General features: G+C 59.9%; 11 protein-coding genes. 7 read left to right on the top strand and 4 right to left on the bottom strand.

What is annotated here, in order from left to right; translation table 11 throughout:
- Positions 1-194 precede the first annotated feature (194 nt).
- Positions 195-4,139 carry an efflux RND transporter permease subunit gene (locus tag WMO20_RS13585; RefSeq protein ID WP_349187209.1) on the bottom strand — a complete coding sequence of 1,315 codons (3,945 nt, stop codon included), beginning with the start codon at positions 4,137-4,139 and terminating at the stop codon, positions 195-197.
- Positions 4,140-4,891: 752 nt separating this feature from the next.
- Here WMO20_RS13585 and WMO20_RS13580 point away from each other — a divergent pair.
- The 6 genes from WMO20_RS13580 (at position 4,892) to WMO20_RS13555 (ending at position 9,403) form a co-directional block, all read left to right on the top strand.
- Positions 4,892-5,833, top strand: coding sequence for a PSP1 domain-containing protein (locus WMO20_RS13580; RefSeq protein WP_349187208.1), 942 nt, complete (start codon positions 4,892-4,894; stop codon positions 5,831-5,833).
- Between the two features lie 271 nt (positions 5,834-6,104).
- Positions 6,105-6,275, top strand: a complete 171-nt coding sequence (fdxA, locus tag WMO20_RS13575) for a 4Fe-4S ferredoxin (protein ID WP_006735241.1) — start codon at positions 6,105-6,107, stop codon at positions 6,273-6,275.
- A 311-nt stretch (positions 6,276-6,586) separates the two neighbouring features.
- Positions 6,587-7,261 (top strand): tRNA1(Val) (adenine(37)-N6)-methyltransferase, encoded by a 675-nt coding sequence (locus WMO20_RS13570; RefSeq protein WP_242651861.1) that lies wholly within the window; start codon positions 6,587-6,589, stop codon positions 7,259-7,261.
- A gap of 15 nt (positions 7,262-7,276) precedes the next feature.
- On the top strand, positions 7,277-8,125 hold the full coding sequence (gene rsmI, locus WMO20_RS13565) for a 16S rRNA (cytidine(1402)-2'-O)-methyltransferase (RefSeq protein WP_215675271.1): 849 nt from the start codon (positions 7,277-7,279) through the stop codon (positions 8,123-8,125).
- Positions 8,126-8,147: 22 nt separating this feature from the next.
- Positions 8,148-8,639, top strand: a complete 492-nt coding sequence (locus tag WMO20_RS13560; protein WP_349187207.1) for a metallophosphoesterase family protein — start codon at positions 8,148-8,150, stop codon at positions 8,637-8,639.
- A complete protein-coding gene (locus WMO20_RS13555) occupies positions 8,636-9,403 on the top strand; it encodes a biotin--[acetyl-CoA-carboxylase] ligase (RefSeq protein WP_097782775.1) in 768 nt (255 codons plus the stop codon). Before WMO20_RS13560 ends, WMO20_RS13555 begins: the two co-directional genes overlap by 4 nt.
- A gap of 257 nt (positions 9,404-9,660) precedes the next feature.
- Here the strand turns inward: WMO20_RS13555 and WMO20_RS13550 are convergent, their stop codons facing one another.
- Complete coding sequence (locus WMO20_RS13550) at positions 9,661-10,953, bottom strand: D-alanyl-D-alanine carboxypeptidase family protein (RefSeq protein WP_349187206.1); 1,293 nt, start codon at positions 10,951-10,953, stop codon at positions 9,661-9,663.
- Positions 10,954-11,028: 75 nt separating this feature from the next.
- A complete protein-coding gene (locus WMO20_RS13545) occupies positions 11,029-11,928 on the bottom strand; it encodes a D-alanyl-D-alanine carboxypeptidase family protein (protein ID WP_349187205.1) in 900 nt (299 codons plus the stop codon).
- Between the two features lie 212 nt (positions 11,929-12,140).
- Here WMO20_RS13545 and WMO20_RS13540 point away from each other — a divergent pair, with 212 nt between their 5' ends.
- Positions 12,141-12,659: a gamma carbonic anhydrase family protein gene (locus tag WMO20_RS13540; RefSeq protein ID WP_349187203.1), complete on the top strand. Its 519-nt coding sequence runs from the start codon at positions 12,141-12,143 to the stop codon at positions 12,657-12,659.
- 431 nt (positions 12,660-13,090) lie between these two features.
- Here WMO20_RS13540 and WMO20_RS13535 read toward each other — a convergent pair whose 3' ends face one another.
- Positions 13,091-14,056, bottom strand: a complete 966-nt coding sequence (locus tag WMO20_RS13535) for a DNA polymerase III delta subunit-related protein (protein ID WP_349187202.1) — start codon at positions 14,054-14,056, stop codon at positions 13,091-13,093.
- Positions 14,057-14,506: the final 450 nt, after the last annotated feature.

The following is a 14,506-nucleotide window of genomic DNA, read 5'->3' as shown; positions in this document are numbered from 1 at the left end:
AGGGAGGGGGGAGTCGGAACACCCCTCCCTGCCTCTGGCCCAGCGGAGCGTCTTTGCACGCTTGCGGCAAGCAGAAACTTTTCCCGCGGAGCACGTCACATTTTAAATCGTCCCGTCTGCGGGCAGACAGCCAAAAAGCGCCCCGCACTTCCGGTGGAAATGCGGGGCGCTTTGGTGATACGGGCTGGTACGCCTTATGCTTCCGGCTGAGACTGTGCCGCAGAGGACTGGGCGGCAATGAACTCGGCGGCATCGTCCGGGATGTCGTCCAAGTCCTCGTCGCTGCCGATGTCCACGTTGAGCGGCGGCTTCTTGAACAGGATATCGTACAGGATCGGCACGATATACAGGGTCATCAGGGTGGCGTAGCTCAGGCCGCAGATGATGACGATGGCCATGCCGCTCATCAGCTGGCTTGCCATATCGTTGCTGAACACCATTTGCAGCATCGCCAGCACGGTGGTCAGGGTGGTCATCAGGATGGGGCGCATACGGGTCTTGCCGGTAGCCACCAGCGCGGCGCGGCGCTCCATGCCGCCCATGCGCAGCTGGTTGGCGTAGTCCACGAACACGATGCCGTTGTTGACGACCGTACCCATCAGCACGATGAAGCCCATCATGGAGATCATGGTCAGCTGCTGGCCGGTGAGCAGCAAGCCCAGCAGACCGCCGGTAAAGGCCAGCGGCACGGTAAACAGCACGATGAAGGGAGACAGCAGGCTCTGGAACTGTGCCACCATAACAAGGTAGACAAAGGGCAGAGCCAGTGCCATCCACTGGATCATCTCGTCAGTCATATAGTTGACGCTGTCGCTCTCGCCGCCCATGGAGAAGGAGCAGCCTTCCGGCATCTCGTCGGTGAGGGCAAAGGCATCCAGCGCCTTTTTCACGGCACGCGCCTGCACCGTGGTGTTGTAGCCCGGGGCAGTCTCGGCGGTGACGGTAACGTACTGGTTCTGGTTCTCGCTGGTGATGGAGTCCGGTGCGTTGCCGGTGGTCCAGCTGGCGATATCTGCCAGTGTGCAGGTACCGGTGGCGGTGGTGCCGTCTGCGGACATGACGGTGGTCTCAAAGGTCATGTCCATCATGTTTTCCTTGGTCAGCGGGTCCAGATTGTTGCTGATCTGCACGTCCATGGTGGTGCCGTCCACGGTAACAGGGGTCTGTGCCGTGGTGGTGGTGGTCAGCTTTGCCGCGATCTGCTGGTACACCTGTGCAACGGTCAGACCGTAGGCACGCACCTTGTCGCGGTCCACCTGCAGGATGATGGTGGAATCGCCCGCACCCAGACCGTTGGTGGCATTCTGGAAGCCATCGGTGTTGTTCACGATGTCAATGACCTTCTCGGACAGGGCGGTCAGGGTCTCGGCATCAGTGCCGTAGATCTTGATGGTCAGACCGGTGGACAGCTGGCTGGTCAGGTCATCCGTCATGCCGTACTGCTTGACGGTGGCGGTGCAGTCCGCCACCCCTGCCACGGCTTCCTCCATGGCTTTGCAGGCGGCGTCGATCTTGGAAGAGGAGAGATCCTCGTTGAGCTTGACGTTGATCTTATACTTGCCGTAACCGTTGGCGGCGTTCAGCAGGTCGGTGATGGCAGAGGGCAGGCCGAGGTTGGAAACATCCATGCCCGCCACGGTGTTGTCGGGGGTAATGCCTACCTCCTCCACGCCGTCCACGGCCATCACAGCCTGCACCACCTTACCGGCTACATCATAGGACTCGTCCTGCGAGAGGGTGTCGGTAGTGGAAAGGGTGATCATGGCCTCGTTACTGGTGCTGGTGGGCAGCAGCACGATGCCCATGGAAACCACCCGCCAGCAGCAGAACACCAGCAGCAGCACGGCGGCTGCCAGCGGTATAAAGCGCTTTTGCAGCGCCTTTTCCAGACTGCGGCCGTAGGCGTCCTGAATTTTATCGAACCATGCCAGCTTTTTGGGCTGGGCGTTCTTCAGCACGGTAGCCGAAGCGGCGGGCACCACGGTCAGTGCCACGATGAGGGAAGCCATCAGGCAGTAGCCGATGCACAGGGACATGGGGCCCATCAGGCTGCGGATGAGGCTGGCAGAGAACACCGCCGGCAGGAACACGCACACCGAGGTAAGGGTAGACGCCACAACGGACATACCCACCTGACGCGCACCCTGCACCGCAGCGCGGGCGGCGGGCACGCCGCGGCCGCGCAGACGATAGATATTCTCGATGACGACCACCGAGTTATCCACCAGCATACCAATGCCCAGCGAAAGACCGGCCAGCGTCATAACGTTCAGGTCAAGCCCGGTGAAGTACATCAGCACCACGGCAAACAGCACCGACAGGGGGATACTGACACCGACCACCAGCGTAGGCTTGACGTCCTTCAGGAAGATAGCCAGCACGACAATGGCCAGTGCGGCACCCACCAGCATACTGGTGAGGATGCTCTTGATCAGGATGCTGATGTAGTTGCCCTGATTGGACAGCACCACAACGTGCAGCCCCTCATACTGGGCTTCCAGCTCCTTGAAAGCGTCCAGACAGTTGGCGGATACGTCACCTGCGCTGGAACTGTCGTCCTTGTAAATTTTCAGCACCGAAGCCTGCTCGCCGTTCAGGCGGGTGTAGCTGTCGGCGGCGTTGTCGATGATCTCCACGTCTGCCACGTCGGAAAGGCGCACGTCGCCGTAGCCCTCCACATGGAGCAGCAGTGCACCGCGGATATCCTCCACGCTGTCGTATTCCTCGCCCACCTTCAGCAGCCACGACTCGCCGCTTTCGTCCTTGACGTAACCGGCGGGCATGGAGAAGTTCTGGGCGTAGATGAGGGTGGCAAGGGTCTTGATATCCAGCTGCTTGGTCACATCGGCGCTGGCAAGCGCCTTTTCCTTGGCGGCCTCGTACTGGGTCTTGGCCTCGTTGAGCTGCTTTTCGTACTCGTTCAGCTGCTCGCGGGCTTCGGTAAACTGCATATAGGCAGCCAGCTGCTGCTGGGTAAAGCTGCCCAGTGCGTTGGAGAACTCGGTCATCATGCCGGGCACGTTGTCCATGGCCTTGATGGTGTCCTCCAGCGTCTTATAGATGACATTCAGGCTGTCCTGCAATTGCAGCTCGTCTACCAGATCCTCGGCGCCCTCACCCTGTGCGCCGGTCTCGGTGTTGATGCGGTTCTGCAGGGTCTGCAAAGCAGAGGAAAGCTTATCAGTGATATCGCGCAGCTCGGACACGATCTCGATCAGAGAGTCGATATCCCGCATACCGGTGCTGTTGAACTTATCCAGAACGCGCTGCAAACCGGCCTGCACCTCGATCAGTGCCTGCTGCACCTCGGGCTCCTTGACCACGGCGATCAGGTTGTTGACGCTTTGCAGCAGCGCTTCGGCCTGTTTGCGCACCACCTCTACGGCGCTGCCGACATCAGAGCTCAGGGTGCCCATGACCGTGTTGGACACGGTATTGCCAAAATTTTTGAACTGCTTATCGTATTCTGCGCGGCCGGCCTTGATCTTGGCCTCGGCATCCTCCAGCTGGGCGTGCGCCGCTTCCAGCTGGCTGTCGATGAGCTCCATCAGCTTTTCGTTGATGGCATCCACTTTTTCCTGATTCAGCTGCACCTGCACCAGCTGCTCCACAAGGCCGCTGGAGGATACGCTGGACACACCGCCCTTGCGCTGGACGTAGGGGGTCATGGTGTTCTTGATAAAATCAGAAAGGTCGTACACCGAACTGCCCTCGCGGCTGACAGCCACGGTCATAAAGGCGTTCATGTTCATGCTGTACTGCACGATAGAAGGAGTCAGTGCGGTCTCCGGCAGGTCGCTTTTGGCCTGATCCAGTTTGTTGGACACCTGCACCAGTGCGCTGTTCATGTCCGTGTCATCCACGAACTGCATCAGCAGCAGGCTGTAGTTTTCGGCCGAGGTGGCGGTGATCTTTGAAACACCGGGCACCGTAAGCGCATTTTGCAGCACGTCCGAGACCTCGGTCTCCACACGCTCCGGGCTGGCACCGGGATACACGGTGACCACCATCAGGTACGGTGTGCTGACATCCGGCAGCAGGTTGGTCTTCATCTTGGTGATCGACACAAAGCCGAGCATCAGCACCATGATGACTGCAACCAGCACCGTAAATGGTTTTTTGACACTGAATTTTTCCATCTTATCCTACCGTTTCTCTGCCGCACCGCCCGGCGCAACAGTTCCTCCCTCTTTATGGGGCAATGGGTTCCTAACATTCCTATTATACACGCAAGGCGTATGCTTTCAATAGCGGGGCGGCGAATCTTTTGCGAAAGTTCTGTCAAAATCTGCAAAACGCACAACTTTGCCGCCCCAAAACCGGCATTCTGTCTGCTTTCCTCCCTTCTGCCGCCGGACAGAATTCCGACACCTTTCCCGTACTGCATACGGTTGAGCGGGGTGTATCATTGCAGGGGAGGGGAAAAATTGGGGATGTACTCCGCAAGCGTCCTCGCCCTCTCCGTCACGGCTTACGCCGTGCCACCTCTCCCAAAGGGAGAGGCCTTGGCAAAAAGATGAAGTTTGCGGGGACTGCCAAGGGCTCTCCCTTTGGGAGAGCTGTCACCGTAGGTGACTGAGAGGGCGAGGATGCTAACCGCAGCGCCGCGCTTTCGCAGAAAGCGGCGCTGCAAATGCCGTTTGCCTTTACGACCCCTCCCGTGAAAATGCGTTTGGAGCGCTCCGCAGAGCGCGACAAACGCGAAATTTAAAATAATTCTTCCGCTGAAGATGCGCAGAGCAACGCGGAGCGCATTCCAAATCGTCCCGCCGTGGGACGCAAAGACTTTTCTTTTTGCATAGAAATGTGCTTTTGATTATGGTATACTAACAGCAGACTGAAAAAGCTGCCCCTTATAAGGGGCTTATCCGATACAAAAACGAGGAACACTATGAAAAAAGTCATTTCGGTCCGTTTCAAGGAAAACGGCAAAAGCTATTATTTTGATCCCAGCGATGCTGCTATCCACACCGGGGAATACGTTATTGTGGAAACTGCCCGCGGCGTGGAGTGCGGCGAAGTGGTGCAGGGCGTGCGGGAGCTGGCGGATGCAGCCGTGCCCAAGGCGCTGAAGCCCATCACCCGCATGGCCGACAGCGTGGATATCCGCCGGATGCGCCAGAACCGCGAGGACGAAAAACGCGCCTTCCACACCTGTCAGGAGTGCATCGTCCGCCACGGGCTGGAGATGAAGCTGGTGGAGGCCGAGTACACGCTGGACCGCTCCAAGATCATGTTCTACTTCACCGCCGACGGACGGGTGGACTTCCGGGAGCTGGTCAAGGATCTGGCCGGCATCTTCCACACCCGCATCGAGCTGCGCCAGATCGGCGTGCGCGACGAGAGCAAGATGATCGGCGGTCTGGGCATCTGCGGTCAGCCTTTCTGCTGCAACCGCTTTTTGAAGGATTTCCAGCCCGTTTCCATCAAGATGGCAAAGGAGCAGGGGCTTTCGCTGAACCCCACCAAGATCAGCGGTGCCTGCGGCCGTCTGATGTGCTGCCTTGCCTACGAGGAGAGCGCCTACGAGTACCTGAACAGCATCATGCCCATGGTGGGCAGCACGGTGCGCACCCCGGACGGTCTGGGCACCGTGCTGGAGGTGAACCCGGTGTCCGGCTACCTGCGGGTGCGCTGCGGCACCGAGAGCCTTGCGCCCCGGTACTACAAGGTGGGCGTGTGCGAGTATGTGAGCGGCGGCAAGCGTCCGCCCCGCCGTCCCGACCCGGACGATGATTACTCCGGCGTGCGCAACCCCGCCCCGGTGGTGGCAAGCTCCGACGACGAAAAGCGCCCCGCCTGCCCCCGCCGCCGCGCAAGTGAAAAGGAATGAACATCCGGGCGGTTAGTATTATAAAACTAACTAGGCTTCGTGATTTTCGCTAAAAATCTCCGGCAATTTTGGCTATAAGTTAGGCCGTGCTTTTGTGCAACCCCACAAAATATTTTATTTTGTGGTTGTGGCAGCACGGTTAGTCTTGCCTTTTCCGGCCTGCTTTGTTAGAATGCAGACAAGGATACAAATTCCGGGGGGCGTGCGTGGCCGTGCCAAGGTACGTTTCTTCATAATTACATCGGCACGGGATAAAAAAGGAGAGTTTATTATGGCACACAAGGTTTCTGACGCATGTGTTGGCTGCGGCGCTTGCGAGGGCGCTTGCCCGGTTGGCGCTATCACCATCGAGAACGGCGCTGCAGTTGTGAACGCTGATTCCTGCATCGATTGCGGTGCTTGCGAGGGTGCTTGCCCCACTGGTGCAATCGCTGCTGAATAATCAGTAGTTTTTGCTGAAAACGCATCAAAAAGGACTGCTGCACATCTGTGCAGCAGTCCTTTTTTGTGGTATCATAAAGTAAATTCATAAAAAACGCAGTTCGGCGCGTCTGCGGACGCGCCGAACTGCTGAATCAAAAAATATTTTTCCGCTGCACATGGCCAAAGCACACGCGGCGGCCATTCCAAATCGTCCGCGCCAAAAAAGAGGCACTGCGCAAAACACTGCGCAGCCGCCCCGCTTTTTGTTTCATGCACAAATTCCGCAGGAAAATACCCTGCATTTTTTGGAAGGGAAACGGCACACTGTCTATGGAACATTCTACGGAAGTTTTGTATAATAGAACTATGGTCTACTGCACCCCGGAGCACCGGTTCGGCTCGGATGCGCTGCTGCTGGCACGCTTCTGTGAGCCGAAGCGCAGCCAGAAAGCCGCAGACCTGTGCTCCGGCTGCGGCATCGTGGCGCTGGAATGGCATGACCGGGGGCACCGCGGCCCCTGCACCGCGCTGGAACTGCAGCCCGAGGGCAGCGCCCTGCTGGCGGCAGCGGTGGAAGAGCAGCAGCTCACCCACATCACCCCCGCCTGTGCCGACCTGCGCACATGGCGGCAGGACGAGGGGCAATTTGACGTGTGCGCGTGCAATCCCCCTTATTTTACCGAGGGGCCGCAGAGCAAAAACGCCGCCCACGCCCTTGCCCGGCACGAAAACACCTGCGCTTTGGAGGATGTCTGTGCCTGCGGCTTCCGGCTTTTGAAGGACGGCGGACGGCTGGCGCTGTGCCACCGCCCCGAGCGGCTGGCTGAGGTGCTGGCTGTGCTGCGCGCCCACCGGCTGGAGCCCAAGCGGCTGGCCTTTGTGAAGAACGCCCCGGAAAACGCACCGTGGCTGTTCCTTGTGGAAGCCCAGAAGAACCGTAAAACCGGCCTGCGGGTGGAGCCGGACGTGCTCATCCGCGCCGGAGCGGCGCTGTACGGACGATAAATTCAGGAGGTAATTATGGCAGGAACTCTCTACATCGTGGCGACCCCCATCGGCAATCTGGAGGATATGCCGCCCCGGGTGGCTGCCACCTTTGGCGCGGCTGACTTTATTGCCGCCGAGGACACCCGCGTGACCATGAAGCTGCTGAATTATCTGGGGCTAAAAAAGCCCATGGTCAGCTACTACGAGCACGCCTTGCAGAAGGGCGAAGCCATTTTGCAGCGCATCGAAGCAGGGGAGAGCTGCGCCTTGTGCAGTGACGCCGGAATGCCCTGCGTGTCTGACCCGGGCGAGGTCATCGTGCGGGACGCGCTGGCGCGGGGCATCAAGGTGGTACCCATTCCGGCAGCTTCCGCCTGCGTTACCGCACTGGCAGTCTCCGGGCAGGACACCTCCCGCTGGGTGTTCGAGGGCTTTCTGCCGGTGAACCGTAAGCAGAAAAAGGAGCGTCTGGCCGAGCTTTTGCAGGAAAAGCGCACGGTCATCTTTTACGAAGCGCCCCACAAGCTGCGCACCACGCTGGACGATCTGACCGCCGCCTTTGGCGCAGAGCGCAGCATTACCCTGTGCCGGGAGCTGACCAAACTCCACGAGGAGATCTGGAAAACCACCTTGGGCGAAGCCGTGGAGCACTACCGTGCCGCCGAGCCCCGGGGCGAGTATGTGCTGGTGATGGCGGGTGCGCCCGCCGGTGCCGCCGACGAGGAGGAGCTGACACTGGAACAGGCGGCGCAGCGCGCTTTTGCGCTGACCATCGAGGGCTTCAGCGCTTCTGCCGCCGCCAAGGCTGCTGCGCAGGGCACGGCCTATTCCAAGAGCGAAGTTTACAAGCAGCTGCTGCTGTTGCAGCAGACTGCCGAATGAGTATAGAGGAGGATATCTTTCCGTGACAAAACTACTGGTCCTGAGCGACAGCCACGGCGCGCGTGACGCCATTAAGCGCATTTTGAACAAAGAGCAGAACAACGTGGATGCCGTGATCTTTTTGGGGGACGGCCTGCGGGATCTGGAACAGGCGCTGGCCTTTTTCCCCCATCTGCGGGTGTATTCCGTGGCCGGCAACTGCGATTTTGGTGCACTGGAGCCGCTGGACGGCTTGGCAGGCTTCGATCAGACGGTGGTTTTCTATACACACGGCCATATGTACGGTGTAAAATACGATCTGGACACGCTGGCAGATGCTGCCGCCGCCCGGGGCGCAGAGGTGGCGCTGTTCGGCCACTCCCACATTCCCCACGCGGAGCAGCGGGGCAAGGTGTTTTTGTTCAATCCCGGCTCCTGCGGGCGCTGCTACACCGGCCCGGACACCTACGGTCTGTTGACGCTGGAAAACGGCGCAGTGACCGCCTATGAGCACAAAGAGGTACCCAAGCAATGAGCATCAACGAGGTGCGCTATCTGCCGGAATGCGGCAGCACCAACGCCTATGTAAAGGAACATTTTGAAGAGTTCGGCCCCGTTGCGGCGGTGTATACCGAAAACCAGACCGCCGGGCGCGGGCGGCTTGGCCGCAGCTGGGTAAACGCCGAGGGCAAGGCGCTGTACTACACGGTGGCCATCAAGGAGCCGCTGGCGCAGCCCGCCACCCTGCCGCTGCTGGCAAGCCTTGCGGTGCGCCGCCAGCTGCAGCTGCGCTACGGCGTGGACTGCCAGATCAAGTGGCCCAACGACCTTTTGCTGAACGGAAAAAAGATCGTGGGCATCCTGTGCGAGAGCGTGAGCTACGGCTACCAGCAGCAGGGGCGCGGCATTTTGTGCGGCATCGGCATCAACCTTGCCCAGCCCCAGAGCTATTTTGACGCCGCCGACCTGCCCCACGGCACCTCGCTGGCACTGCAGGGCGCAGCGGTGGATCTTGCCACCGACCCCGCATGGCTGGCGGAGGGGCTGACAGATTTTGGCTTTGACCGCAACCTGTACACCTTTGCCCGGGACGGCTTTGCGCCCTTCCGGGAGGAATACAAAGCCGCCTGTATCAATCTGGGCCGCCGGGTCACCTTTGACCTGCCGGACGGCAGTCAGGGCGCAGGCGAAGCCGTGGACGTGGACGCCGAAGGGCGTTTAGTGGTGCGCACCGACGCCGGGGAACAGCACGTTTTCACCGGGGAAGTGTCGGTGCACGGCATCTACGGGGCAGTATAATTATAAAAGGGGCAGATGCACAACCGTGCATCTGCTCCTTTTATCTTTGACGATTTGGAATGCGCGCCGCAGGCGATGACGGAAGGGGTTCTTGCCTGAACTCCCCCAGTCTGCTACGCAGACAGCCCCCTCTGGGATGGGGCCTTTGGCATGGCGGTAAAGTTTCCGGCTAAAGTGCAAAGTTTGCGGGTGCGCCAGAGGCTCCCTCTCCGAGGGAGCTGGCAAAACCGTCAGGTTTTGACTGAGGGAGTTATTTTTTATCTTCTCCGTTTCATCTGACGGCGGCGCTGGTTAAGGGTCAGCCCGCCGCCGCAGCGCAGAGTGGCAAAGCCCAGTGCGCACAAAATCAGAATCAGGGCGCAGAGCAGCAGCAGGGTGGCTTTGATATCGGTGCGGAAATCCGACACATACTCCCGGTGGGTCACAAGGTCTACCTGTCCCACCTCGTAGCCGTCCAGATAGACGGTGGCGGTGCCCAGCTTCTGACCTTCCTTGACGGTAGCGGAGACGCTCTCGGGCAGGTCGAAGGAATAGCTCACCTTATCGTCGCTGTGACCGTAGCCGCTGACCGGCGCGGCGGCGTACAGCTCCACAGACGGCTCGGTGCGGCACTTGTTCAGGTCTACGGTGGTCAGCACGGTCTGGGTATCCACCAGCGGACGGTCTGCAAAGCTGGCAAACGCCCAGTCGAACAGGTCGTCACACTCGGTAAACAGGTGCTCCAGCGTGTCGCAGCCAAGGATCACCAGCCCGTAGCTGTGGCCGTCCTGCTGGGCAAAAGCCACGATGCAGCGGCCCGCCAGCGTGGTAAAGCCGCCCTTGACCCACTGGACATACTCCCGGTAGTTGGCGCTTTCGCTGTTCATCAGGCTGTTGGAGCTGCTGATGGTACGCTCTGCCTTGCGCAGATTGGTGGCTGGCAGCACATAGCTGGCGGTGCCCGCCACCTGCGCAAAGGTCTGGTTCTCCGCGCAGGCGGCGGCGATCTTTGCCAGATCCTGCGCGGTGGACACGTTGCCGTAGTCAAACAGGCCGTGGGCACAGGTAAAATTCGTGCCGGTGCAGCCCAGTTCTGCCGCCTTGGCGTTCATCTGCTGCACAAAGCCCACCACGCTGCCACCCACGTCCCACGCAATGACGCTGGCGGCGTCGTTGGCGCTGACGATAAGCATGGCGTTCAGCAGGTCGATGCGGCGCACGGTCTCGCCGATGCGCAGACCCATGGTGGTGCCGTTGGCGTTCTGGATATCCTTGAACTCCTGCGTCAGGTCGGTGGGCACGGTCACTTCACCGTTCAGGTCCTTGCCGCTTTCCACCAGCAGCAGGGCGGTCATCAGCTTGGTCAGGCTTGCCACATATTTCTGCTGGTCGGCGTTCTGGCTCAGGATGGTCTTGCCGGTGTCCGCGTTGAACAGATACACCGACTCGGTCTCGGTAGCGGTCTGGACGGGCATGGGGTATGCCGCAAACCCCGGCAGCGCTGCCGAAAGAGCCACTGCCAATGTGAGCACCAGCGCCGCCAGCCGGCGGCAGAACGTGTTATGAAGCATGAGCGTACCCCCTATAATCAACTTCTTCAGCGATAAAGCATATCACAGATGCCGGTAAAAGAAAACCGGCTTTTTTCAGGCAGCAGCCTGCTGCTGCGGACAGCCCGCAAAGGCCCAGTCCAGAATGGCCGCAGCTTCGGCGTAGATGTTTTTCCGGTCCGAGCCCAGAATGACCAGCCCGTAAATGGTATTCCCCTGCTGGGCGGCGGTCACATAGCAGCGCCCGGCTTTTGTGGTAAACCCGGTTTTCATGCCGTGAATGTAGGCACGGTAGCAGCTGTTTTCCGGGTCCAGCATCTTGTTGGTGGAGCGGATACTGCGCGCCGCGTGCAGGTTGGTGGCCGGGATCTCGTATTGCAGGGTATCGGCGATCTGCCGGTATATCTCGTACTGGGCACAGGCTATCGCGATCTTTCCCATATCCTGTGCGGTGGAAACATTTCCATCGTCGTACAAGCCGTGCGGGCAGGAGAACCGGGTGCTGGTGCATCCCAGCTGCGCCGCCCGGGCGTTCATCTGCTGCACAAAGGCCGGGATGCTGCCCGCCACGTCCCACGCGATGACGCTGGCGGCATCGTTGGCGCTGCACACCAGCAGCGCATACAGCAGGTCGATGCGGCGCAGCTGTTCGCCCGCCGCCAGCAGAATGGTGCTGCCGTTCTGACTGCGGATCTTTTGGAATTCCTCCGTCAGGTCGGCGGGCACGGTGATGGTCTCGTCAAGGTTCTTGCCGCTTTCCAGCAGCAGCAGGGCGGTCATCATCTTGGTCAGGCTTGCCACGCAGCGCTGCTGCCCGGAGTTCTGGTCCAGCAGCACCTCGCCGGTGACGGCGTTGATCAGGTAAACACTTTCCTGTGCATTGGCGGTCTGGATGGGCATTGCGTATACCGCCCCGCCCGGCAAAGCCAGCGCCGCAGCCAGTGCCAGCGTGAGCACCCATGCCGCCAGCCGGCGACAGCTTTTTTGAAGATCCATGAACTTCTCCCTTGATGATAAAGCGTCAGCTTGCTATCGCAGTTTGCGTTTTCAATGCACGAACAACATCCGCAAACTGCATATCGCAAATATGCTATTTTACTCTTGCACTCATTTCCCGCCTTGCGATAGAATAGAAACGGCGAGACCCGTCTTTATAAAGAATACCATAAACCAGCCAAAAGAAAAAGGGTGAAAGGTGGTTTTTAACAATGTTCTTATCTTTTTGTGGAAAAAAGCCCCGGGATGAAGGCGCAGCTTTTGTAGCTCCCAGCGCCACCGTGCAGGGGGATGTGGTTTTAAAGCCCGGCTCCACCGTCTGGTACGGCGCAGTGCTGCGCGGCGATGACGGCACGCTGACCATCGGCAAAAACAGCAACGTGCAGGACAACGCAGTGCTGCACTGCGACATTGGCGGCTGCGTGACCCTTGGCGAAAACGTCACGGTAGGGCACTGCGCACTGGTGCACGGCTGCACCGTAGGGGATGGCAGTCTGATCGGGATGCACGCCACATTGCTGAACCATTGCGTGGTGGGCAAAAACTGCATCATCGGGGCAGGGGCGCTTGTGCCGGAGGGCATGGTCATCCCGGACAATTCGGTGGCGGTGGGCGTGCCCGCCCGGGTCATCAAGCAGGTGAGCGCCGCGCAGATCGAAGCCAATCTGCACAACGCCGCCCATTATGTGGAGCACGGCAGACTGCACGCGGAGCAGATGAAAAACGGGTGAGAGTGCACACAGGGAAAAACTCCCCCAGTCATCGCTGCGCGATGCCAGCCCCCTCTGAGATGGGGCCTTTGGCATAGAGGTACAGTTCCCGGCTCAAGCGTAAAGCTTGCGGGCGCGCCAGAGGCTCCCTCCCAGAGGGAGCTGGCAAAACCGTCAGGTTTTGACTGAGGGAGTTAAGTTTTTCTTCTCAAACGTTTCATTTTGTATTTTTTTCGCAGTGCGGTACAAAGTTTCAGGAACTTTTTTGATTTTTCACAAAAATGTAATGACTTTTTTCGTAAAATCGGGTATACTGTATCTTGCAGGGACAGTGGGGCCGCAACCACTTCCCCGCACATGATTCCTCCTCACACCAAAGCAATACCCCAAACAAGAACCCCCTCCGGTGTACCGCAAGCGCCGGAGGGGGTTCTTGTTGTTTCGTTATTTTTTCAAAGGGTACGCAGCTTTGCCGCAAACACCGAGAGCACCACTTTGGGGTTCACCTGTGCGCCCAGCCGCTGCAAGGCGGCATCTGCCAGACGCACCGCCTGCCGCGCCTGTGTGCCCTGCACCGGGGCGCGGGGACTGCTGCGCAGACCAGCTGCTGCCACGGCGCGAAAATCGGTCAGCAGGGCGGCTGCGGCGGCTTTATCCTTTTCGTAAGCGGCAAGCAGCACGGCGGCGGTGTAGCTGTCCCGGGCGGCGGCAGCGCGGGCAAGTTCCAGCGCCTTTTCCACCTGTGCAGCGCGGGCTTCGTCCCGGGCGACCGCCAGCACCGTGCCGATATGACCATCGAACAGCTCACTGTACAGTGCGGCTGCTTTTTTATCCACCCCCTGCGCCGCGCAGTAGCGGGTGCAGTCGGCGGGGGACACCGGTGCCACCGCAAAGCTGACGCAGCGGCTGCGGATGGTGGGCAGCACGCTGGCCAGCGAATCCGCCGTGAGCAGGAACAGCACCCCCTCCGGCGGCTCTTCCATGACCTTGAGCAGGGCGTTGGCGGATTCCTCGTTCATCCGCTCCACATGGTACAAAAGCACCGCGCGTCCCTCGGCGGAAAGGCTGGTGTTGAAAATTTCGCTGCGCATGGCGGTGACCTGACCCACCAGATACTTCCCGCCGCTGCCCATGCCGGACACCGAAATGGCTTCCCGCACGATGCCGGTCTCCACCGTGCCGCTGTCGCGCTTACCGGCCTTTGCCACGGCGCGGCAGCACTCGCCCCGCAAAAGGGCTTCGGCGGCGGCACCGCCGGCGGGGTAGAGGTAGTCGGCGGCGATGCAGCGGGCGGCAAAGCCGGTGCCAAGACCGGCTTCGCCCACCAGCAGCACGCTATGGGTCAGCCGGCGGGTGGCCAGCATCTGCTGCACGCTGGTTTTCAGTTCTGCGTTGCCTTCCATGCGGTCCAGCATCATGATGGGGGTACTCCTTTTGTGAGACGTAAGACGATTTAAAATGCCCTCCGCGTTGCTCTGGGCATAATTCAAGGAAAAAATATTTATAATTTCGGAATACCGGAGCGTCTGCGGACGCTCCGGTATTCCATTTTCACGGGAGGGGTCGTAGAGGAAAACGGCATTTGCAGCGCCGCTTTCTGCGAAAGCGCGGTGCTGCGGGTGGGCGCTCGCTCCCCCGGGGGGAGCTGTCGCGCAGCGACTGAGGGGCTGCAAATCGGCGGAGCCGGAAAAAACGGTTAAAAGATCTTCACGCCGAACAGGCGTGAATCTTCAGTTTTTTCCGGTGTAGCCCACTTCTTTAGGATTGTCAAGGGCGAGCAGCCCTTGGCCTGTTGCGGGGTGGGTGGAGTCCAGAGGTAGGGAGGGGGGAGTCGGAACACCCCTCCCTGCCTCTGGCCCAGCGGAGCG

Source organism: Faecalibacterium intestinale (assembly GCF_040096575.1).
In the GTDB taxonomy this organism is placed as follows: Bacteria; Bacillota; Clostridia; order Oscillospirales; family Ruminococcaceae; genus Faecalibacterium; species Faecalibacterium intestinale.
The sequence above is the reverse complement of the archived record's forward strand: the minus strand, read 5'-3'. Positions and strand labels throughout refer to the sequence as shown.